Here is a 21,435-nt window from a genome sequence, read left to right on the forward strand (position 1 = left end):
CGTGTCCGCTCTGCCCCCGCAGCCCCTCAGCCCGCTCGACGGACGCTACTTCGCGACCGTCTCGGAGATCGGCGACTACCTGTCCGAAGCGGGCCTGAACCGCGCGCGCGTCGAGGTCGAGGTCGAGTGGCTCCTGGCCCTCACCGACCGCTCGCTGTTCGGCACCTCGCCGGTGTCGGACGCCGACCGCGCCCACCTGCGCGCGCTGTACGAGGAGTTCGGCGCCGACGAGATCGCGTGGCTGAAGGAGAAAGAGGCGGTCACCCGCCACGACGTCAAGGCCGTCGAGTACCTCGTGCGCGATCGTCTCGACAGCCTCGGCCTCGCCGCCCTCGCCGAGCTCACGCACTTCGCCTGCACGAGCGAGGACATCAACTCCACCGCGTACGCCCTCACCGTGCAGCGCGCGGTGCAGCGCGTGTGGCTGCCGAAACTCCGCACCATCACGGCGGCGCTCGCCGAGCTGGCGGTCGAGCACCGGGATGCCGCGATGCTCTCCCGCACCCACGGCCAGCCGGCGACGCCGACCACGATGGGCAAGGAGATCGGCGTCTTCGCGTGGCGTCTGGAGCGTGTCATCCGTCAGCTGGATGCCGGCGAGTACCTCGCGAAGTTCTCCGGCGCGACCGGCACGTGGTCGGCGCACGTCGCCGCCGAGCCCGACGTCGACTGGCCCGAGCTCACGCGCACCTTCATCGAGTCGCTGGGCCTCGGCTTCAACCCGGTGACGACCCAGATCGAGTCGCACGACTGGCAGGTCGAGCTGTACGACCGCGCGCGTCACGCGGGTGGCATCCTGCACAACCTCGCCACCGACATCTGGACCTACATCTCGCTCGGGTACTTCACGCAGATCCCCGTCGCGGGAGCGACCGGCTCGTCGACGATGCCGCACAAGATCAACCCGATCCGGTTCGAGAACGCCGAGGCCAACCTCGAGATCGCCGGCGGACTCTTCGCCACCCTGGCATCCACCCTCGTCACGAGCCGCCTGCAGCGCGACCTCACCGACTCCACGACGCAGCGCAACATCGGCGTCGCTTTCGGTCACTCGCTGCTCGCGCTCGACAACCTGCAGCGCGGCCTCACCGAGATCTCGCTCGCCCAGGACGTGCTGCTGGCCGACCTCGACGCGAACTGGGAGGTGCTTGCCGAAGCCATCCAGACCGTGGTGCGCGCCGAGATCGCCGCGGGTCGCTCGACCATCACCGATCCCTACGCGCTGCTGAAAGACCTCACGCGCGGCCGCCGGGTCGGCGCCCCCGAGCTCGCCGAGTTCGTCCGCGGCCTCGACATCGGCGATGCCGCGAAGGAACGCCTGCTCGCGCTGACGCCGGCCACGTACGCCGGGCTGGCGTCGTGGGTCGTCGACGCGCTGTAAGCCAGGGCCATAAACGCGATTCGCCACCAGAAACGCCGCGACGGCGCGTTTCTCAGCGCGAATGGCGTTTATCGCGAAGAGCGGCGGCGCACGCGAACGGGAGAATGGATGCCGTGCGCGCGATGATCATGGACGCCCTGGCCGAACCCCTCGAGGTGCGGGAGGTGCCCGCGCCGACGGCGCCGGCGGGTGGGGTCGTCGTCGAGGTGCACGCGACGGGGCTGTGCAAGAGCGACTGGCACGCGTGGGTGGGCCACGACGACGTCGCGCTCCCCCACGTCCCCGGGCACGAGCTCGCGGGCCTGATCGCCGAGGTCGGCACGGGCGTGCAGGGCTGGAGCGTCGGTGACCGCGTCACGGTGCCCTTCGTCATGGGGTGCGGCGAGTGCGAGTGGTGCCGCGGCGGCAACGCGCAGGTGTGCCCGCGGCAGGAGCAGCCGGGCTTCACGCAGTGGGGCTCGTTCGCCGAACGCGTCGTCGTGCGGGCGGCCGACACCAACCTCGTCGCAATCCCCGACGGAGTGTCGTTCGAGGCGGCGGCGGCCCTCGGATGCCGCTTCGCCACCGCCTACCGGGCCCTGACCGGCCGCGCGCGCGTGCGTGCCGACGAGTGGGTCACCGTCGTCGGGGCCGGGGGCGTGGGGTTGAGCGCCGTCATGATCGGCGCCGCCCTGGGCGCGCGCGTGATCGCCGTCGACCGGACGCCCGCGGCGCTCGAGGTGGCCCGGCGTCTCGGCGCGGAGCACACGATCCTCGCCGACGGCACCGATGTCCCGGCCGCCGTCGCCGCCCTCTCCGAGGGCGGGAGCCACGTCTCGATCGACGCCGTCGGCAGCGCGCAGACCGCGCGCGACGCCGTGCTGAGCCTGCGCCGACGCGGCCGTCACGTGCAGATCGGGCTGCTTCCCACCGACAACGGGATGACGCCGATGCCGATGGCGCGCGCGATCGCGTGGGAGCTCGATCTCCTCGGCAGCCACGGCATGGCGGCCGTCGACTACCCCGAGATGCTCGACCTCATCGCCCGCGGGGTGCTGCGCCCGCAGGATCTCGTCGAGCGGGTCGTCGGGCTCCGTGAGGCCGCCGAGATGCTGCCGCGCATGGACACCGCCGCCCCGGCGGGCATGACGATGATCGACCCGCGACGGGCCTGAATCGGCGGGATGTCAGGAGCGGGGGACTCGGGGGCGTCGTCCGGACGAGCGGCGTCGGTCGGAGCCACCTCGTCCTTGGGGAGAAGCAGCGGGCGATCGACCTGCTTCGCGACCTGCGCGGGGTCGACGGCGAGCAGCAGCAGCGCGACGCTGACGAGCACCACGATGAACGTGACACCGGCGGCGATGGCTCCCACCACGAGCGCACGCTGCACCTCTTCGGCGGGGCGGGCCTGGAAGGCTCCCATCGACACGAGCGTCACGACTCCGGCGAACAGGGCCGCGATGAACGCGAGACCCAGCAGCTGGATGGGCTTCATGAGATCGCGGCGGGTGGGCTTGTCGTCGGTCATGATGCGGCCTCCTCGGCGGGTGCGGCCGGAACCGGTTCGGGGCGGCGCGGCGAGAACCCGGCGATCGCCAGGAAGACGGCCACGATCGCCGTATAGGCCCCGAAGATGCCCACGGCGATGGTGATGCCGGTGAGCGTGAAGGTTCCGGCGTCGTCGATCGTGTAGTCGTACGAGAAGGCGGGACTCGTCAACAGGAAACCGACCGCCAGGATCAGCGTGATGATCCCCACCGTGATCCCGTCGCGGAAGTCGGCGCGCCCCGCGCGACGATCGCGCACGGCCCCGATGAGCTCGATCGCTCCGGACACCACCGCCCACACGATCACGAGGATGAAGAAGAACGTCGTGGTCCGCCAGGCGCCGATGCTCGCCGCGAGCCCGGCGATCCCCGTCACGACCGCCAGCAGGATGGGCGTCGTACGCTGACCACTCGGGTACACAAGCCAGACGGACAGGGCCAGGACGAGCGCTGTCGCGAGAGCGAACCCGCTGAACACGCTCGCGCCGACGACCGCGGAGTGATCCGACGAGAACGTGACCATGACCGCCGCCAGTGCGGCGAAGAGCGCGCGCGCCAGTTGGACGTGGCGCACGTCGAAGGCGCGCACAGAAGAAGAAGTGGTCACGGAGGGTCCCGGAAAGACGGAGTCGATGGCATCCAGTCTATTCCCCGGCGGCTGAGCGCCCTCCGTGTGCACCGACGTCGAGATATCGCGGTCGGTCCAACCTCAGCGATCCGCGCACGCTCAGCCCGAGACGCTCGATACCGACCGAGGGTGCGCAGACCACTGAGCGAACGCAGCGACACCGGCCTCAGCCCGCGGGAGTCGCGACGTCTTCCTTCTCGGCGAGTGTGCGCGCCACCGCCTCGGCCACGCGGGCGTCCTCGGCTTCCTGCCGACGGCGCCGACGGGCGCGCAGCCAGCGCGGGCCGAGGATCACCGCGGCGACGATCAGCAGCAGAACGACGAGGATCGGCCACGGCACCGCCCAGCCCATCGCGGACGCGGTCACCGGGTCGAGGTCGGTCGTCGAGCCGGAGGCATCCGTGACCGTGGGGATCGCCGTGACGGAGGCCCAGACCAGACCCATCGCGGCCACCGCGGGCACGCGGACGTCGCGCTGCCACGACTCGCCGGGCAGAAGCACGGGAGCGGCCTCGCCGGGCGTCGCGTCCACCTCGCCCCAGCCGAAGGGGCCCGCGACGGCGTCGGTGTCGTCGGCGGAGAGCGAGACGTTGCCGGCGTTGTGCAGGCTGTAGTGCACCGTCGCATCACCGAACAGGAACGGCACGAGACCGCCGTCCCAGTCGACGCGGACGCCGTCGAGGGTCAGCGCGGGCGCGAGGTCGCCCCCGACGCGGATGCCGGTGCGGATGCCGAGGCGACGGTCGACGTTGACGTTCGCGGTCTGGTCGGCCACGGTGAGCGAGGTCACCACGCCGCCGGCGTAGTCACCGGGGGTCGCGTCGGCGGGGATGTCGATGGCGAAAGGCACCTCGGCGGTCTGTCCGGCCGGCACGGAGACGTGGCCCTGCGGGACGGAGATCCACTTGCCGACGCCGACGGGCGAATCGCCGACCAGCCGCAGATCGAGCGCGCCCGTGGAGGTCGTGTAGCCGTCGGCGGCGTAGACGTCGAGCTCGACCGTCTCGGTGCCGCGGTTGGCGATGACGATGCCGTCGTCGAGGTGCGCACCCGGGTTCAACGTGTACGAGAAGTTCGTGCGCTCGGCGCCGAGGGAGTTCGACGCGGTGCGCACCGTCCAGGTGACGTCGTCGGTGGCCGCCGACGCGGCGGCGGGAATGCCGATCAGCGCGGCGGCGGCGAGGAGGGGCGCGAGAGTCAGCGCGACCAGGCGGGGGAAGTTGTTCATGGGGGTCCTTCGGGAAGGACCGGCGGGGAGGGTCGCTCCCCGCCGGTCCGGTTCGCTGGTCAGCCGGCCAGCGCGGTGAGGGTCAGGGTCGCGCGGTAGCTACCCTTGTCGATCGAGTTGGGGATCTTCAGGTCGAGGTCGGCACCGACGACGCCGGCACCACGGTCGTGGCCCATGGCGGCCGAGCTCAGCGAGCGCGAGGTCGACAGACCCTCGCCCCCGTCGTAGCCCGAGGCCACGGACTCGCCCGCGATCGCACCGGCACCCGGCGTGACGACCTTCGGCGTCCAGCCGAGGTACTTGCCCTCGAACGTCTTGTCGCCGTCCACGAAGTCGCCGACCGACGCCGAGATCGACCACGCCGCCTTGCTGGCACGGGTGTCGGTCACCGTGATCGGGTTGATCTCGCCGGTCGCCTCGAAGTACTGGAGGTTCTTCTCCTCCGCGGTGCCGAGGTCGACGAGACCGTTGTGACCGTTGATCGTCCAGCCGAACTCACCCGGAGCCGTCGTGGGGACGTCGACCTGGATGTCCTGGCCGTCGCCGTGGTTCGGGTGGATGGTGACCTCGTCCTGGATCGAGCCGACGGCCTCGGCCGGCTTGGTGCCGTTCTCGGGACCGCACCACAGGACCTTGTTGAGCTCGACGGCCGCGTTGGGCGCCGCGCAGTCGCCGGAGCGGATGTTCTGCACGACGAGCTGGTCCTTCTTCACCTGGACCTTGACGTACGTGCGGACGTGCTCCTGGTTCTGCACCGAGTTGTACCAGTAGCTGCTCGGGTTCAGCGGGTCGGCGCCGTTCCCCGCACCGCTCGTGCCGCTGTTGTCGGGCGCGGTGATGTCGTAGTACTTCGAGCCGGATGCCGAGTTCGCCGTGACGTAGACGACACCGCCGGGTCCTTCGAACACCTCGTCCTGGCCGGGCTGCTCGTCGGCGTTGGCCTTCGCGCCGTTCTTGATCTCGTACGAGCGCGAGTAGCTGTGGTCGTGGCCCTGGAGCACCAGGTCGACGCCGAGCTTCGAGAACGTCGTCGGGAAGTCGACGCGACGCACCTTGTTGTCGCCGTCCTTCGCGTGGTCGGCCGGGGAGTAGATGGCGTGGTGGTAGACGAGCACCGTGTACTTGGCCTCGGCACCGTGCTTGTTCACGACGTCGGTGACGTACGCCACGTGCGCGTCGTCGCCGCCGCCGCCCTGCGAGGTGGCGTAGCTGTTGCTGTTCAGGTCGATGAACAGCGTGTCCTTGTAGATGAACCAGTAGTCGCCACCGGACTCGACGCCGATGCTCGAGGCGCCCTTGCGGTAGTACGCGGCGGAGCGGTCGGTGTTCGGCGTGTAGAAGTGCTGCTCGTACGCCGTGCCGCCCACGTCGTGGTTACCGATCGTCGCCACCCAGGGGTACTGGCGCAGCTCGTCGGGGGCGAGGAACGCACTCCACTGGTCCTCCCGGTTCGCGGAATCCACCTGGTCACCACCTGAGACGAGCAACTCCGCGTTCGGGTTGGCGTTCACGGCCACCGTGGCGGTGTCCTGCCATCCGGCCTGGTCCTTGGGGATGTCACCCGACGAACCGATCTGCGGGTCACCGAAGAACAGGAAGTCGTAGTCGCCCTCGAACGACTGCGTCTTGAAGGCGTACGTCGACGACCAGTTGCCGTCCGAGCCCACGCGGTACGAGTACGCCGTGTTCTCGGCGAGACCCGTGATCGTGGTGTGGCGGTTGAAGCCGGTGGTGGAGGTGTTGGCGGTCCCGGATGCCGAGAACGTCGTGGCCGTGGCGGGGAACTCGCCGTTCACCAGCGTCGAGGTCGGGGCGACCTGAACCGTCTGAGCGGTGTCGGCCGAGGAGTACCAGCTGACGTTGCGCTGCGATTCGTCGGCTCCGACGCCGAGGATGATGCCGGAGAGGGTGGCCGTGGTGTCGGCCAGGGCTGCCGGAGCGGTCGCAGCGCCCGAAAGCACGAGCGACGCGCCGACGGCGGCCGTTGCGATCCACGAGACACGGCGACGCGTACGCGCCCCGTGCGACGTCGATGCTGTGAGGAGCATGGCTGTCCATTTCTCTAGGTGAGGGGCCCGCGGTCGGGCGGGCCGTTCCACGCTCTGCCCGCCGGGTGACCATCGCGTGAATGGTTGACCGAGCACATCTATCGATCAGGGCAACGTCACTCGATGCCGAGGACGCGCTGCACGAACCAGACGAGACCGGCGACCGTGACGATGACCGCCAGGAGGCCGCTCGCCCACATCCCGATGCGGGGAGCGCGACGGCGCAACAGCACCAGCAGCGGGAAGACGATCACGATGATGGCGATCTGCACCGCCTCGATGCCGACGTTGAACACGAGCAGCGACCACAGCAGCGTCCACGACCACGGTTCGTCGATGCCGAGAGCAGAGGCGAAGCCGAGCCCGTGCACGAGGCCGAAGAGGAACACGACGCCGACGCGCAACCAGCCGGCGCGGTCGAGACGCAGGAATCCGTGGGCGTGCGAGAGGTCCTGATCGACCTTGCCTCCGCGCCAGAGCCGCCAGAGGTACCAGGCGCCGACCACGGCGATCGAGAGCGCGATCGTCGGTTCGACGATCTCGGCGGGGGCGGCGACGACCCCCGTCGCCGCGAGGATGAACGTCACCGAGTGCGCGAGGGTGAACGTCGTCGCCGCGATCACGACCTCGCGCAGCCGACGCGAACCGACGATCAGGGCGAGCAGGAACAGGATGTGGTCGATACCGGTGAGCAGGTGCTCCGCGCCGAGCCGGAAGAACTCCCAGAAACGCTCGAGCGTCGACTGCGCCGTGGTGAACGACGGGTGCTCGGCATCCAGGACCGTGCTCCCCTCGTGGATGTCGAGCGAGTAGGTGAGGATCGTCTTCGTGTCGGTGACGAAGCCTTCGTCGTCCGGGAACAGGGTGGAGACGACCTCGTGCCCGTTCTCGGACGGCGGGCACGCGTAGTCGAAGGCGAGCACGGCGTAGGGGACGCCGTCCTGGCGCGTCATCGTGATGTTCTCGGCGAGCACGGGTGTGCACTCCTCGCCGCCCGCGTCGACACGGAAGCGCTGCGCGACGTAGCTCGACACGTCGTCGCGGTACTGCTCCAGCGCGGCGGCCTGCTGGGCCGCGTCGTCCGCCTCGAACGCGGCCGTCCCCGCCTGGTAGAGCGGGTCGTCGTGCGCCGCATCGGCGGCCGACACCACCAGCAGGTCGTACTCGAGCTGGAGCTCTGCGCGCACGACGCCCGTCCCGCCGCTGGAGAGGTCGGCGTACGCCACCGACGACATTCCGTGCGCCGACGCGGGGGTCGCCGAGAAGAGAAGCGCGAGGATCCCCGCGCCGAAGAGGAGGACGCGCGCGGCGCGCCGAATCACTGCAGACATGAAGGCCTTTCCGCGACGACAGTGCCCCGCGGGTATGAACGGCTGTGCCCGGTGGGGAGAACGGAAACGGAACGTGTGCCTCGCGTTTTCCCCCGCGCCACCCGCGTCCCGCAGGGTGGAGCGGTGATGCGCAGATGGACGACGGTGGCGACGCTCGTGGCGGTGATGATGCTGACGGGGTGCTCGTCGGCATCCGGGTGGAGCGAGATGCGTGCGGCACCGGCTCCGCTCGGGACGCCGGCGGCGGGATTCGCCCCCACGGCGCCGCTCGCGCCCGAGGCGACCTACGCGCCCGAACCCGGATCCTGGGAGGGGGTGCGCCCGCCGGCCGGTTACCGGGTGGTGCTCCTGACGGTGGGCGACGATGCTCCGACGGCGGTCCTGGTCGACGCGGTCGAGGACTGGGCGGCCGAGACCCACGCCGATCTGCGCGTCGTCCACGCCGACGCCGACATGATCGACGGGGCGGTCGAGGCGATGCGGATGAACCCCGACCTCATCATCAGCGCGGGTGACGCGCTGGTCGACCCGCTCGCGACGGTGACGGCGAACCACCTCGACCGGCAGTTCCTCATCATCGGGGCCGAACTCGCCGAGCCGACCGAGAACGTCACCGCGGCCGACTGGACCGGTGCCGCCTACCGCGGCGAAGGCCTGGGCACGGCATCCGCCTACGACCCCTCATCGTTCACCCCCGAGCGCGCGGGCGCGGCCATCCGGGCGGGCGTGACCTCGGTGCTGACGGGTCAGCGCGGCATCGTCCTCTGGATCGATTGAGGCGCGAGTCGCCAGAACTCGTCGACTCCGGGGGCCGTGAGGCGACGGATCTCGGCGACGCGTGAAATGCGCGGCCAACATTATGGACCGGCGGATTGCTCCGTGTCATCCGCGAGCGCCAGGAAAATCCGCTCAGTAGCGTGAGAAGTCCCCGGCGCGCGGAGTCCTCCGGCACTCGCGCGTCGGGGCACCGGGACGACAGGCCACCGCGGCGCCCCGGGAGGAGGACCCGACATGCGCGAACGCGGAACGACACCCGCTCCCTTTCTCGGCGATGTCTTCGCGCGGCGATACCGACTCATCGAGCGACTCGGCGCCGACCGCGACGGAGACGTGTTCCGCGCGCGCGACGACATCCTCGCGCGGGACGTCGCCGTGAAGGCCTTCCACGTCGGCCCCGCGGGAGCCGCGGATCCGCGCCAGCTGCTCGCGCGGGCGCGGGTGCTCACCGCGCTTGACGACCCGGCCCTCGTGACGCTGTACGACGCGCACCTCGCCCGAGACGGGCAGGGGTACCTCGTGATGGAGTACATCAACGGCCCCACCCTGCGACAGCACCTCGACGACCGCGGTCCTCTGCCCGCGCGGTTCGCCGCCGCGATCCTGCGGGATGCCGCCCAGGGTCTCGCCTCCATCCACGAGCTCGGCATCATCCATCCGCACCTCACGTCGTCCAAAGTGCTGCTCCGCCCGCTGCGGAACGCCGGGCGACCCTTCCGGGCGATCCTCACCGATTTCGGTGTCACCGGCCTGCTCGGCGCCCACCCGGACCCCGCGATGAGCCCGAGCGCATCGACCTACCTCCCTCCGGAGAGGCTTCGCGGCGACGCGCCCGACGCCGCGTCCGACATCTACGCCCTCGGCCTGCTCGCGGTGGAGGCACTCACGGGGGAACGCCCCCTCAGCGGAGGCCCCGTGCAGGAGTTCCTCCTCGCGCCACTGTCGTACGACCCCAAGATCCCGACCCGCTTCGGATACGGGTGGGAGGTCCTCCTCACCGCCATGACCGACCCGGACCCTCGCGCCCGTCCCACCGCGGCCGAGGCCGCCGCACTCGCGGCCGAGCTGCACGAGGATGACATCGCGGCGCCCTCGGTGGCGGGGGCGGCGGCGTCGGATGGGGTGGATGCGTCAGCGGAACCCTCCCACGACGCGGAGCCGGTCGCCGCCCTCAGGGCCGTGCACCAGTCGCAGGAGACCGCCGCACGGCGTCGTCGCCCCGCCGTATGGGCGTGGGTCACGCACTACCGCTGACCGACCTCACGCCCCGGGGACCGGCGCCGCGCCTCACGCTCGGCGACGGCGCGAGCGGCGGACGAGGACGCCCACGCCGAGCGCCGCGACGCCCAGCGCGGAGGCGATCGCCAGGCCGACGGCATCCACCCCGGTCGCGGGCAGGTGGCCTCCGGTGCCGGGATCGGCCACCGCGGGCGTGGCGGCCGGAGTCCGCGTCGGCGACGGCGAGGGCGTGGGGGATGCCGTGGGCGTGGGGGATGCCGTGGGGGTGGAGAGCGAACTCTCCGGCACCTCGACCACGATGATCTGGCTGTCGGCCCATCCCGGGGAGGACTCCGCGGGTGCCGGGGAGGCGATCGCCGCGAGAGCCCACACGACCATCATCGCCAGTGACATCTCTCACCACCTCTCGGCGGACCACTGTGCCGGTCGGACGTGTCCGGCATCACGGCGGCGAGTGAACGCGAGGCGAAGAACGCCCGTCGCACGACGGGCCCGCGGCCGCGCCATTATCGGAGACGCAAGATTGCGTGTTCTTTCGGTCATATTGGTTGGCAAACCCGCGCGAATGGTCCTTAGCGTCTTCGCATGGGGCTTCCTTTCGACTCTTCCGCCGTGCTCGCGACCGCCGCGCGACCGGTGTTCTTCGTGTCGGACAGCACGGGCATCACGGCCGAGACCCTCGGCAACGCCCTTCTCGCGAACTTCCCCGGCGCGCAGTTCGAGCGCCGGACCATCCCCTTCGTTGCGAGCGCGAACGCCGTCGACGCCCTCGAACGCGACCTGCGGCGCGCCGCCGCGAACGGCGAGGCACCGATCGTCTTCGCCACGATCAAGGATGCCGGCATCCGATCCCGTCTCGTCGGGGCGGGCGCCGTGGTCATCGATCTGCTCGCCGGTCACCTGACCGAACTGGAGGCCGAGCTCGGTGCGACCGCCGAGACGCGTGCCGGCCAGTACCACGGTCTCGGCGACCTCGAACAGTACTTCCGTCGCATGCGGGCCGTCGAGTTCGCCATCGAGCACGACGACGGTCAGAGCGGACGTGACCTGGCGAACGCCGACGTGATCATCGTCGCGCCCTCGCGCTGCGGGAAGACCCCCACCACGATGTACCTCGCGCTGCACTACGGACTGCTCGTGGCGAATTACCCGCTGACCGACGACGACTTCCCCACCGACGGCCTGCCGCGCATCGTCGCGCCGCACGCCGACCGCTGCTTCGGCCTCACCACCACCGCGCTGCGCCTGAGCCAGGTGCGCCACGAACGTCGGCCGCACTCGACCTACGCGAGCCTCGCGCAGTGCACCCTCGAGATCCGCCGGGCCGAAGACCTGTACCGCCGCACCCACATCCCGTTCCTCAGCTCCGCGACCCGGAGCGTCGAGGAGATGTCCGCCGTGATCCTGCAGTCCATGAACCTGCGGGACCGACCCCACGAAAGGCCCACCCCATGACCACCATCCTGCGTTTCGACGAGATCGGCATGAGCGACCTCGCGCACGTCGGCGGCAAGAACGCCTCGCTCGGCGAGATGGTCTCGCACCTGGCATCCGCCGGCATCCGTGTGCCCCCGGGGTTCGCGACGACCTCGGATGCCTTCCGCCGCTTCCTCGCCGAGGGCGGCCTCGACGCGCGCATCCGTGAGGCGGTCCAGGCCGTCGACGTGGAGGACGTGGCCGCGTTGAGCGGGCTCGGCGCGCGTGTCCGCGCGTGGATCGAGGAGCAGCCGTTCCCGGCCGACCTCGAGGCCGACATCCGCACCGCGTACGGCGCGCTCGTGGACGGCGAGGCCGACCCGAACGCGGTCACCTGGGCGGTGCGCTCCAGCGCCACCGCGGAAGACCTCCCGGATGCCTCGTTCGCGGGCCAGCAGGAGACGTTCCTGAACATCGGCGGGATCGAGAACATCCTGCAGGCGATCCGTCGCGTGTTCGCCTCGCTCTACAACGACCGGGCGATCGCGTACCGCGCCCACCACGGCTTCGACCATCACGAGGTCGCCCTGTCGGCCGGCGTGCAGCGGATGGTGCGCTCGGACATCGGCGCCTCGGGCGTCATGTTCACGCTCGACACCGAGTCGGGCTTCGACGACGCGGTGTTCCTCACGAGCTCGTACGGCCTCGGCGAAGCCGTCGTCCAGGGCGCCGTGAACCCCGACGAGTTCTACACCTACAAGCCGGCCCTCCGCGCCGGTCGTCCCGCGATCCTCAAGCGCTCGGTCGGCGAGAAGGCGATCGCGATGCGCTACGCCGACGGCCAGCACGTCGACGGCAGCACCGCCTTCGTCGAGGTGGATGCCGAGGCCCGCGGCCGCTTCTCGATCACCGACGCGGAGGTCGAGGAGCTCGGCCGCATCGCGCTGGTGATCGAGGCGCACTACGGCCGCCCGATGGACATCGAGTGGGGCAAGGACGGGGTCGATGGGCAGCTGTACGTGCTCCAGGCGCGGCCCGAGACGGTCGTGTCCCGCCGATCGGCGAACGTCCTCCGCCGGTTCGTGCTCGCCGAGCGCAGCGCGGTGCTCGTCGAGGGCCGTGCGATCGGGCAGCGCATCGGCGCCGGACGCGTACGGGTGTTGAGCTCGATCGAACAGATGGCCGACTTTGCTCCCGGTGACGTGCTCGTCGCCGACATGACCGACCCCGACTGGGAGCCGATCATGAAGCGCGCCTCGGCCATCGTCACCGACCGCGGCGGCCGCACGTGCCACGCCGCGATCATCGCCCGCGAGCTCGGCATCCCCGCCGTCGTCGGAACCGGTGTCGCCACCCGCTCGCTGAAGGATGGCCAGGAGGTGACGGTCTCGTGCGCCGAGGGCGACGACGGCGTCGTGTACGACGGCATCCTGGCCTTCGCCGAGGAGGTCACCGAGCTCGACCGGATGCCGGACGCCCCCGTCAAGATGATGATGAACGTCGGCACGCCCGACCAGGCGTTCGCGTTCTCGCGCCTGCCGCACGCGGGGGTGGGGCTCGCGCGCCTGGAGTTCATCATCAACCGGCAGATCGGCATCCACCCGCGAGCGCTGCTCGAACTCGACCGGCTCGAGGGCGACCTCGCCGACGACATCCGCGCCCGTATCGCCGCTTACCCCTCACCGGAGGAGTTCTTCATCCAGCGGGTCGCCGAGGGCGTGTCGATGATCGCCGCGGCCTTCGCACCGGAGCCCGTGATCGTGCGCCTGTCGGACTTCAAGTCGAACGAGTACGCCAACCTCCTCGGCGGTCCGCTCTACGAACCGCACGAGGAGAACCCGATGCTCGGCTACCGCGGCGCCGCCCGGTACGTCTCCCCGGAATTCCGCGCGTGCTTCGACATGGAGTGCGAGGCACTGCGGCGCGTGCGCGACGACATGGGCCTGACGAACGTGCAGATCATGGTCCCCTTCGTGCGGACCGTGGCCGAGGCGGCCGCCGTCATCGAGCTTCTCGCCGCGAACGGCCTGCGACGGGGGCAGAACGGCCTGCGCGTCGTGATGATGTGCGAGCTGCCGGCCAACGCGATCCTCGCCGAGCGGTTCCTGGAGCACTTCGACGGCTTCTCGATCGGCTCGAACGACATGACGCAGCTGACCCTCGGCCTCGATCGCGACTCGGCGCTCATGGCCTCCGCCTTCGACGAACGTGATCCGGCGGTCTTGCACCTGCTCGGGATGGCGATCGACGCGTGCCAGCGTCACGGGAAGTACGTCGGCATCTGCGGGCAGGGACCCAGCGACCATCCCGACTTCGCGCAGTGGCTCGTGGCCCGTGGCATCCAGTCGCTGTCGCTGAACCCGGACACCGTCGTGGAGACCTGGCTCGCGCTCGCGGCGAACGAGCGACCGAAGGCCGAGATCCTGGCGCAGGCGCACCTGTCGCGGTTGTGAGGGAGGCTCCGGGCCGGGGCGGTTTGGGGGCCACGCCCCGACCCGGAGTTCTCAGGAGACGGGGGTCCGTTTGCGCTCGGCGCGAGTGCGCGGGACCTCGGTCTCGGTCGAGGGGGCGGCTTCGGCATCCGTGACGGGCGGACGTCGCGGCCACCAGAACTTATCCCCAGCGATGAAGGCCATCGCGGGGACGATGACGGTGCGCACGAGAAGAGTATCGATAAGCACACCGATGCACACGATGACGCCGATCTGCGTAAGCGTGATGAGGGGCAGCACCCCGAGCACGGCGAACACCGCCGCCAACAGGATGCCGGCACTGGTGATGACCGCACCGGTGGCGGCGAGCGCGCGGACCATGCCGTTCGTGGTGCCGAGGGTGCGCGTCTCCTCCTGCGCGCGGGTGACGAGGAAGATGCTGTAGTCCACGCCCAGGGCGACGAGGAACAGGAAGCTGAACAGCAGCACGTTCGTGTCGATCGCGGGGAAGCCGAACAGCGGCGTCTGGAACAGCCACCACGCCGCACCGACCGCCGAGAAGAAGCTCGCCACGACGGCGATCAGCAGCAGCACGGGCGCGAGGAGCGCGCGCAGCAGGATCACCAGCACGATGAACACCAGCACGAGGATGAGCGGGATGATCAGCGCCTGGTCGCGCTCCTGGGCACCCGCGACGTCGAGGGCCTGCGCGTCGAGACCGCCGACGAGCGTCTGACCCGAACCGATCGAGTCGACGTCGGCGCGCAGACGCTCGATCGTCGCGAAGGCCTCCGGTGTCTCGGCCGAGGCGTTGAGGGTGACGTCGATGCGGGTCCAGTCGGTGGTCTCCTCGACGATGCGCGCGGAGTCCACGCCCTCGACCTTCCCCACCACGTCCGCGACCGCTGCGGCGTCGGCCACCGGGGCCATCACGGTAGCCGGTGACGTCGCCCCCGCGGAGAACGCCGCGGCGAGCACCTCCTGCCCCTTCACGGCGTCGGGCTTCTGCAGGAACCGGTCGTTCTGCGACAGCCCCGTCTGGACGAAGAACATCCCGCTCGCGAGCGCACCGAGCACGACGGCGCCCGTGAGAGCCACCACGACCGGACGCTTCGAGACGGCGCGGCCGAGCTTGCCCCACGGGCTGCGCGGGATCGCGTCGGGCGAACCGAACCGCGGCACGTAGGGCCAGAACAACCAGCGACCGAAGAGCACGAGCGCGGCGGGCAGCACGAGCAGGGCGAAGGCCATCGCGACGATGACCCCCACGGCGCACGCCAGCCCGAGCGCGCGGTTGCCGGACAGCTCGCCCAGCAGGAGGGTCGCGAGGGCCAGGGCCACGGTGGAACCGCTGGCGATGATCGCCGGTCCCGCCCCACGGACCGCGCGGCGCATGGCCTCGCGTCGGTCCTCGGCGAGACGCAGCTCGTCGCGGTAGCGGGCGATCAGCAGCAGGGCGTAGTTCGTTCCCGCACCGAACACGAGCACGGACAGGATGCCGGTGACCGAGGCATCCAATTCCACTCCGGCGAGAGCGGCGACGCGGCGGGCCACGATGCCGGCGGAGGCGTCGGCCGTTCCGATCACGATGAGCGGAACCAGCCACAGCCACGGGCTGCGGTAGGTGATGAGCAGCAGGATCGCGACGACGATCACGGTGGTCAGCAGCAGCGTGAAGTCCGCGCCGTCGAACACCGCGGCGATGTCGACCTCGAAACCCTCGGGGCCGGTGAGGTAGGTGCGCACCCCGTCGAGGCCGTCGGCGGCGAGGGTGCGGATCTCGGCGGCGCGGTCGGCCTGGGCGGCGACGTCGGTCTCGGGCGTGAGCGGCACGACGAGCAGCGCGACGGTTCCGTTCTCCGACACCTGCGCCGGCGGGATGAAGCCGTCGGGCGTGAGGTCGACGAGGTCTCCGAACGCCTTCTGCTGGATCGCGGCGACGGTGTCGGCGGGGAGCGCCGCGCCGTCGTCGGACGCGAAGACGAGCAGGGCCGAGGTCGTGTCGGCATCCGGGAAGGTGTCGAGGATCTTCTGCACCTGCACGGACTCGGCGGAGTCGGGGAGTCCCGAGCCCGGAGCCGTCTCCGAATCGGCGCCCGAGCCGAGGACGAAGAGCGCCGCAACCCCCGCGAAGGCGACGACGAGCACGATCCACGACGTGCGGGCCGAGGTGAGGAAGCGGAGGAGGCTGTTCATCGTCATCTTTCGCTAGGTTTTGAAGTATCTAGAAAATCGAGATACGAGAAAGGTAGCGTAATCCGGACGTAGGATGCCAGTCATGGAAGCGACGGAATCTTCCACTCCCCCTGTCGCGGCGGGCGTTCCCCCGGTGAGACCCGCGACGGCGCTCGTGCGCGCGCTGTTCGCGGCCGGCGCAGAGTTCGAGAAGTCCCTGCAGCGCGAATTGTCGGTGAACCCCACGGGCCTCGACGCGATGGGGCACCTCGTGATGTCGGGCCCGCTCTCGCCCGGAGAGCTCTCGCGCCGCCTCGATCTGACGACCGCCGCGACGACCGCCGCGATCGACCGGCTCGTCGCGCTGGGCCACGTCACCCGGGCACCGCACCCCACCGACCGCCGCAGCCTGCTCGTGGTGCCGACCGAGGCGTCGGTGCAGCGCGCGATGAGCCGACTCGCGCCGATGATCGCCGGGGTGGACGCCGTGCTCGACGACTTCAACGATGACGAGCAGGCCGTCATCACGCGGTACCTCGAGCGGGTGGTGACCTCGTACGGGGAGCCGGCCGACGACGGCACCGCGCGGCCCCGGTAACCGGGACCGCACGGGGGCGGATCGGCCTCGCCGCGGCCGAGATCGTCCTTCCGGCGTACTCGGATACACCCGGGGACGGACGACCCGGATGCCGAGCCTCGGTGGGATGGAGTCATGTCCACTTCCACCCCTGCCGTCCTCTCCGCGTCCGGCCTGATCAAGCGCTACGGCGACGTCCGGGCGCTCGACGACGTCTCACTGACCATCCACGCCGGAGAATCGGTCGCCGTCATGGGCGCCTCCGGTTCCGGCAAGACGACGCTGCTGCACTGCCTCGCCGCGATCCTCCCGCCCGACGCGGGCTCCGTGGTCCTGAGCGCGCCGGGCGCCGAACCGCGCGAGCTCGTGGGCCTCGACGAGAGCGAGCGGGCGAGGGTCCGCCGCACCGCCCTGGGGTTCGTCTTCCAGGAGCACCTGCTGCTGCCCGAGCTCACCGCGGTCGAGAACGCCGCCCTTCCACTGCTGCTCCAGGGCCAGCGGAGACAGGATGCCGAGCGGCACGCCGCCGCGTGGCTCGCGACCCTCGGACTCGCCGGACTCGAGCAGCGCCGCATCGGTCAGCTCTCCGGCGGGCAGGCGCAGCGCGTCGCGATCGCCCGCGCGCAGGTCACCGGCGCACCGGTGGTGTTCGCCGACGAGCCGACCGGGGCGCTGGACTCCGCGACATCGTCCGAGGTGCTGCGTGCTCTCCTGGGCGCGACGACGGGTCAGGGGCGCACGCTCGTGATGGTCACGCACGACGCCGAGGTCGCCCGGCGCTGCTCCCGCATCGTGCGGCTGCGCGACGGACGGATCGTGGATGACTCCGCGGCCGCGCCGGGCACCGCCGCCGCTGCCGCGCCCCACGCCGCCGGCGAGGCCGTGCGATGAGCGCCGTCGTCCCCCTCACCCGGATGCTGGCGCGGCCGAGCCGACAGGGCCGGGCGGCGATCGTGCTGCCGATCGTCGCGTTCGCGGTGACGACGGCTCTGCTCCTCGTCGTCGTCGGCGGTGCGCGGATGTTCCTCGTCGACGCCCGCGCGACGGAGAACGGCATGTACGGGACGCTCGCCGTGCTGGCCCTCCTTCTCCTCGCCGTGCCGCTCGCCACACTCGGCGCCGCCGCCGCGCGATTGTCGAGTCGGCGCCGTAACGACCGCCTCGCGACGCTCCGCCTCCTCGGCGCCAGCACGCGCGAGATCTGGGCGCTCACGGTGATCGAGGCGACCGCGACCGCCGCCGCGGGAGCCCTCGCGGGCATCGTGATCTACGCCGCCGCGCTCCCGGCCGTCGGCATGCTGCCGTTCTTCGGCGGCCCCGTCGGCGTCGGAGCCGTCGCCGCCGATCCGCTCCTGACCGCGGCGGTGGTCGCCGGTGTCGTGGTCGTCGCGGCCGTCAGCGCCGCCGCGGGGCTCCGCCGGGTCACGATCACTCCGCTCGGAGTCCGCACGCGCAGCGCGGCGCCGCCGAAGCGCCGGTGGCTCCTCGTGACGGGCGGCATCCTGATCGCGGTCGTCGCGATCGCCGTGGCGAACGTCGGCCTGGTGGGCGACGTGTTCGGCCCCGCCATGGTGACCACCGCGCTGCTCGTCCTGTTCGCGGGCGGTCTGGCACTGCTCAACGTCGTGGGCGCGCCGATCATGGCCGCCCGAGGGCGCGCGATGGCCCGCAGTGCACGGACGGCCGCGCGCCTCATCGCGGGCCGCGAGCTCGCCGCGCACGCGGGACCCGCGTGGCGGCGGGTGTCAGGCATGGCGCTGGTGTCGTTCATCGCCGTGGTGGCCGGGTGCGGCCTGGCGATCGCCGGCGTGTCCGGCGACGGCCCCACGCTGCTCCTCGACATCCGCACCGGTGTGCTCGTCACCCTCGCGATCGCGTTCGTGCTCCTCGCCTGCGCGGTGGGCGTCACGCAGGCCTCCGCGGCCCTCGAGGACCGCGAGCTCATCGTGGGCCTCGACCGCCTCGGCATCCCCGATGCCGAACTGCGACGCGCCCGTCGACTGACGGTCATGGTCCCGCTGCGGTGGGCCGCGGTGGGCGGGGCGGCCGTCGGCGCCGTGCTGTCGTTCCCCATCGTGGGACTCAGCCTGGTCGTCGCGCCCCTGTCGGTCGCGACCGTCGCCGCGACCTTCGTCGCCGGATTCGCCCTGGTCGCCGGGGCCCTGGCGTCGACGCGGCCGATCGTGACCGGCATCCGTCGCGGCACGCTCTGACGCGGTTGGACGCCACGACACGGGCGAGAAACGCGCCGGTGCTACCGTGCGGGGGTGACTCCGGATGCCACGACCCCGCGCCTCATCCACGTCTCGGCGGCGGTCATCACCGACGCGGGCGGTCGTCTGCTGCTGGTCCGCAAGGCGGGCACGACCGCGTTCATGCAGCCCGGCGGCAAGCCGGAACCGGGCGAGACGCCGGCCGAGACCCTCGCGCGCGAGCTCGCCGAGGAGGTGGGGCTTCGGGTCGACCCCGACGCCTTCGAGCCGCTCGGGTCCTTCACGGCCACGGCGGCGAACGAGCCCGGCTTCGCGGTGGTCGCCGATGTGTTCCGGGTCGACATCGGCGACCAGCAGCCCGCACCGGATGCCGAGATCGCCGAGCTCCGCTGGGTCACGGGCGCGACGGCATCCGGGATCGAGATCGCCCCGCTCGCGCGGGAGTACTTCCTGCCGGCCTGACGCCGCCATGTTCGGTGCCCAAGACACGCGGATGTCACGGCGGCGACCACGTCCGCGCGTCTTGGAACACTCCACGCACCGGGTGCGCGCCGGCACCCGGTGTCCGCGTACGCTGACCTGGTGCGCGAGGACTGGATAGAACACCGCCGCGCGGGCGATGGCGAACTGCTCGGCTGGATCGAGCCCGAGGGCGAGGACTTCGTCGCGATCGACCTGCTCGGGCATCGCCGGACCGACCCGGTCGACTGGTTGACTGCCGAGGAGACCCTCGACGCGCTCGGCATCTCGTACCTCGCGGACCTCTTCGACCTCCGCCTCGACGAGGGTTCCTGGCTGCGGGTGCGGATCGCGGAGGTGTCGGTCGGTGGCATCCGGGTCAAGAAGGACGACTTCGGCGCCGTCGGCGCCCCCCAGCTGTACTACGACGTCGAGTTTCCGGTCGACCCCGAGCGATTGCGCCCCGCGCGCTGAACCCGCCCCGACGTCACACCCGGGGCGCCGCGTCACCACGAGCCCTTGCGGTAGTCCTTCAGGAAGATGCCGAAGAGGTCTTCGCCGCCCTCGCCGCGCACGATCGGGTCGTAGACGCGCGCGGCACCGTCGACGAGGTCGAGCGGAGCGTGGAAGCCCTCCTCCGCCAGGCGCACCTTCGTGTAGTGCGGGCGTTCGTCGGTGATCCAGCCGGTGTCCACTGCGGTCATCAGGATGCCGTCGCTCTCGAACATCTCGCGGGCGCTCGTGCGCGTCAGCATGTTCAGCGCGGCCTTGGCCATGTTCGTGTGCGGGTGGCCGGGGCCCTTGTACCCGCGGCCGAACACGCCCTCCATCGCCGAGACGTTGACGATGTACTTGCGCCGCGCCGTCGAGGCCGCCATCGCGGGACGCAGTCGACTGACGAGCAGGAACGGCGCCGTCATGTTGGCCAGCTGCACCTCGAGCATCTCGAGGGGCTCGACCTGGTCAACGTGCTGCGTCCAGCTGTTGATGCGGTCCTCGTCGGGGACGAGGCCGCCCGCGTCGATCGCGGTCCCGGCGGCGAGTCGCTCGAGCGACGACGATCCGGCGGCCATCGCCTCGGCCGTGAGTTCCTCGGCCGTCCGCGCGGCCGAAGCGAGGATCGGATGCGCTGACACCGACTGCGCGAGCGCGAGCGGGTGGGCGTCGTTGGTGTGGCCGAACGTGAGCAGTTCGGGCAGCGGTCCGTCCGGGAGCGGTGCGAGCTCGGCATCCACCAGGGGTTTGTACGCGCCCGGCGAGCGCCGCACGGTCTGCGCGGCGTTGTTGATGAGGATGTCGAGCGGACCCGCGGATGCCACCGACTCGGCGAGTCCGATCACCTGGGCGGGGTCGCGCAGGTCGATGCCGACGATCTTCAGCCGGTGCAGCCAGTCGGCACTGTCGGGCAGCGACGAGAACCGCCGCACGGCGTCGCGCGGGAAGCGCGTCGTGATGGTGGTGTGCGCGCCGTCGCGGAGCAGACGCAGCGCGATGTACATGCCGATCTTCGCGCGACCGCCGGTGAGCAGCGCGCGCTTGCCGGTGAGGTCGGTGCGGGCGTCGCGCTTGGCGTGGCTCATCGCCGCGCAGTCGGGGCACAGCTGGTGGTAGAACGCGTCGACGAGCGTGTACAGCTCTTTGCAGATGTAGCAATTGCGGGCCTTGAGGAGCTCGCCCGCGTACGGGGTCTCGACGCGGGTCGCGAGGGGGATGCCGCGCGTCTCGTCGTCGATCCGGTCGGGCGCGCCGGTCGCGGTCGCGGCGACGACGGCCTTGTCGGCGTCGGCGACGCGCTGCCGCTTCTCCTTGCGGGACTGCCGCTTGACGTCCTTGTAGAGCTTTCCGGTCTGGCGACGCAGCGCGATGTAAGCCGGATCTTCGGGGTCGAGACCGGCGGCGGCGTCGAGCACGCGCAGCGCGATCTCGAGCTCGTGAGGATCGATGGATGCCACGCGGCCGGCCTCGCGATCGGGTGTCGGGAGTGTTTCGGGCACGGGAGAGTGTA

The 21,435-nt window shown here is 71.0% G+C and carries 18 protein-coding genes; 11 read left to right on the top strand and 7 right to left on the bottom strand.

What is annotated here, in order from left to right:
- Position 1 precedes the first annotated feature (1 nt).
- Together purB and ABC271_RS17005 are read left to right on the top strand one after the other, a co-directional pair.
- Positions 2-1,381 carry an adenylosuccinate lyase gene (purB, locus tag ABC271_RS17000; RefSeq protein WP_412926018.1) on the top strand — a complete coding sequence of 460 codons (1,380 nt, stop codon included), beginning with the start codon at positions 2-4 and terminating at the stop codon, positions 1,379-1,381.
- A 113-nt stretch (positions 1,382-1,494) separates the two neighbouring features.
- A complete protein-coding gene (locus ABC271_RS17005) occupies positions 1,495-2,535 on the top strand; it encodes a zinc-dependent alcohol dehydrogenase family protein (RefSeq protein ID WP_412926019.1) in 1,041 nt (346 codons plus the stop codon).
- Between the two features lie 349 nt (positions 2,536-2,884).
- Here ABC271_RS17005 and ABC271_RS17010 read toward each other — a convergent pair whose 3' ends face one another.
- From ABC271_RS17010 to ABC271_RS17025, 4 genes are all read right to left on the bottom strand, one after another.
- Positions 2,885-3,514, bottom strand: a complete 630-nt coding sequence (locus tag ABC271_RS17010) for an acyl-CoA synthetase (protein ID WP_412926020.1) — start codon at positions 3,512-3,514, stop codon at positions 2,885-2,887.
- Between the two features lie 187 nt (positions 3,515-3,701).
- Positions 3,702-4,763 (bottom strand): WxL protein peptidoglycan domain-containing protein, encoded by a 1,062-nt coding sequence (locus ABC271_RS17015; RefSeq protein WP_412926021.1) that lies wholly within the window; start codon positions 4,761-4,763, stop codon positions 3,702-3,704.
- A gap of 59 nt (positions 4,764-4,822) precedes the next feature.
- A complete protein-coding gene (locus ABC271_RS17020) occupies positions 4,823-6,811 on the bottom strand; it encodes a purple acid phosphatase family protein (protein ID WP_412926022.1) in 1,989 nt (662 codons plus the stop codon).
- Positions 6,812-6,927: 116 nt separating this feature from the next.
- The gene (locus ABC271_RS17025; protein ID WP_412926023.1) at positions 6,928-8,142 is read right to left on the bottom strand and encodes a HupE/UreJ family protein; all 1,215 of its coding nucleotides are present in this window, start codon (positions 8,140-8,142) and stop codon (positions 6,928-6,930) included.
- Between the two features lie 126 nt (positions 8,143-8,268).
- Here ABC271_RS17025 and ABC271_RS17030 point away from each other — a divergent pair, with 126 nt between their 5' ends.
- Both ABC271_RS17030 and ABC271_RS17035 read left to right on the top strand, forming a co-directional pair.
- Entirely contained in the window at positions 8,269-8,919 is a 651-nt protein-coding gene (locus tag ABC271_RS17030; RefSeq protein ID WP_412926186.1) for a type 1 periplasmic-binding domain-containing protein, read from the top strand.
- 234 nt (positions 8,920-9,153) lie between these two features.
- Entirely contained in the window at positions 9,154-10,173 is a 1,020-nt protein-coding gene (locus ABC271_RS17035) for a serine/threonine-protein kinase (protein ID WP_412926024.1), read from the top strand.
- Between the two features lie 33 nt (positions 10,174-10,206).
- Here ABC271_RS17035 and ABC271_RS17040 read toward each other — a convergent pair whose 3' ends face one another.
- Positions 10,207-10,551: an LPXTG cell wall anchor domain-containing protein gene (locus ABC271_RS17040; protein ID WP_412926025.1), complete on the bottom strand. Its 345-nt coding sequence runs from the start codon at positions 10,549-10,551 to the stop codon at positions 10,207-10,209.
- A 192-nt stretch (positions 10,552-10,743) separates the two neighbouring features.
- On the opposite strand from ABC271_RS17040, the gene ABC271_RS17045 reads away from it, so the two are divergent.
- The gene (locus ABC271_RS17045) at positions 10,744-11,613 is read left to right on the top strand and encodes a pyruvate, water dikinase regulatory protein (RefSeq protein WP_412926026.1); all 870 of its coding nucleotides are present in this window, start codon (positions 10,744-10,746) and stop codon (positions 11,611-11,613) included.
- Positions 11,610-14,027, top strand: a complete 2,418-nt coding sequence (gene ppsA, locus ABC271_RS17050) for a phosphoenolpyruvate synthase (RefSeq protein ID WP_412926027.1) — start codon at positions 11,610-11,612, stop codon at positions 14,025-14,027. The genes ABC271_RS17045 and ppsA overlap by 4 nt, the downstream gene beginning before the upstream one ends.
- Before the next feature lie 51 nt (positions 14,028-14,078).
- Here the strand turns inward: ppsA and ABC271_RS17055 are convergent, their stop codons facing one another.
- Positions 14,079-16,208, bottom strand: a complete 2,130-nt coding sequence (locus tag ABC271_RS17055) for an MMPL family transporter (RefSeq protein ID WP_412926028.1) — start codon at positions 16,206-16,208, stop codon at positions 14,079-14,081.
- A gap of 76 nt (positions 16,209-16,284) precedes the next feature.
- On the opposite strand from ABC271_RS17055, the gene ABC271_RS17060 reads away from it, so the two are divergent.
- From ABC271_RS17060 to ABC271_RS17080, 5 genes are all read left to right on the top strand, one after another.
- Positions 16,285-16,779 (top strand): MarR family winged helix-turn-helix transcriptional regulator, encoded by a 495-nt coding sequence (locus ABC271_RS17060; RefSeq protein ID WP_412926029.1) that lies wholly within the window; start codon positions 16,285-16,287, stop codon positions 16,777-16,779.
- A 114-nt stretch (positions 16,780-16,893) separates the two neighbouring features.
- Positions 16,894-17,649 (top strand): ABC transporter ATP-binding protein, encoded by a 756-nt coding sequence (locus ABC271_RS17065; RefSeq protein ID WP_412926030.1) that lies wholly within the window; start codon positions 16,894-16,896, stop codon positions 17,647-17,649.
- A complete protein-coding gene (locus ABC271_RS17070; RefSeq protein ID WP_412926031.1) occupies positions 17,646-18,971 on the top strand; it encodes an FtsX-like permease family protein in 1,326 nt (441 codons plus the stop codon). Before ABC271_RS17065 ends, ABC271_RS17070 begins: the two co-directional genes overlap by 4 nt.
- A 54-nt stretch (positions 18,972-19,025) precedes the next feature.
- The gene (locus ABC271_RS17075; RefSeq protein WP_412926032.1) at positions 19,026-19,433 is read left to right on the top strand and encodes an NUDIX hydrolase; all 408 of its coding nucleotides are present in this window, start codon (positions 19,026-19,028) and stop codon (positions 19,431-19,433) included.
- A 120-nt stretch (positions 19,434-19,553) separates the two neighbouring features.
- Entirely contained in the window at positions 19,554-19,904 is a 351-nt protein-coding gene (locus ABC271_RS17080) for a hypothetical protein (protein ID WP_412926033.1), read from the top strand.
- Positions 19,905-19,936: 32 nt separating this feature from the next.
- On the opposite strand, the gene ABC271_RS17085 is transcribed toward ABC271_RS17080, so the two are convergent.
- Complete coding sequence (locus ABC271_RS17085) at positions 19,937-21,424, bottom strand: SDR family NAD(P)-dependent oxidoreductase (protein WP_412926034.1); 1,488 nt, start codon at positions 21,422-21,424, stop codon at positions 19,937-19,939.
- Positions 21,425-21,435 lie beyond the last annotated feature (11 nt).

The sequence above is a fragment of the Microbacterium canaveralium genome, from assembly GCF_047238045.1.
In the GTDB taxonomy this organism is placed as follows: domain Bacteria; phylum Actinomycetota; class Actinomycetes; order Actinomycetales; family Microbacteriaceae; genus Microbacterium.

What these genes read in the sequence shown, in the direction of transcription:
- ABC271_RS17015 (WP_412926021.1), bottom strand. Translation starts at nt 4,763, where the DNA reads ATGAACAACTTCCCCCGCCTGGTCGCGCTGACTCTCGCGCCCCTCCTC.
- ABC271_RS17045 (WP_412926026.1), top strand. Translation starts at nt 10,744, where the DNA reads ATGGGGCTTCCTTTCGACTCTTCCGCCGTGCTCGCGACCGCCGCGCGA.
- ABC271_RS17060 (WP_412926029.1), top strand. Translation starts at nt 16,285, where the DNA reads ATGGAAGCGACGGAATCTTCCACTCCCCCTGTCGCGGCGGGCGTTCCC.
- ppsA (WP_412926027.1), top strand. Translation starts at nt 11,610, where the DNA reads ATGACCACCATCCTGCGTTTCGACGAGATCGGCATGAGCGACCTCGCG.
- ABC271_RS17025 (WP_412926023.1), bottom strand. Translation starts at nt 8,142, where the DNA reads ATGTCTGCAGTGATTCGGCGCGCCGCGCGCGTCCTCCTCTTCGGCGCG.
- ABC271_RS17055 (WP_412926028.1), bottom strand. Translation starts at nt 16,208, where the DNA reads ATGACGATGAACAGCCTCCTCCGCTTCCTCACCTCGGCCCGCACGTCG.
- ABC271_RS17020 (WP_412926022.1), bottom strand. Translation starts at nt 6,811, where the DNA reads ATGCTCCTCACAGCATCGACGTCGCACGGGGCGCGTACGCGTCGCCGT.
- ABC271_RS17030 (WP_412926186.1), top strand. Translation starts at nt 8,269, where the DNA reads ATGCGCAGATGGACGACGGTGGCGACGCTCGTGGCGGTGATGATGCTG.
- ABC271_RS17070 (WP_412926031.1), top strand. Translation starts at nt 17,646, where the DNA reads ATGAGCGCCGTCGTCCCCCTCACCCGGATGCTGGCGCGGCCGAGCCGA.
- ABC271_RS17035 (WP_412926024.1), top strand. Translation starts at nt 9,154, where the DNA reads ATGCGCGAACGCGGAACGACACCCGCTCCCTTTCTCGGCGATGTCTTC.
- ABC271_RS17040 (WP_412926025.1), bottom strand. Translation starts at nt 10,551, where the DNA reads ATGTCACTGGCGATGATGGTCGTGTGGGCTCTCGCGGCGATCGCCTCC.
- ABC271_RS17065 (WP_412926030.1), top strand. Translation starts at nt 16,894, where the DNA reads ATGTCCACTTCCACCCCTGCCGTCCTCTCCGCGTCCGGCCTGATCAAG.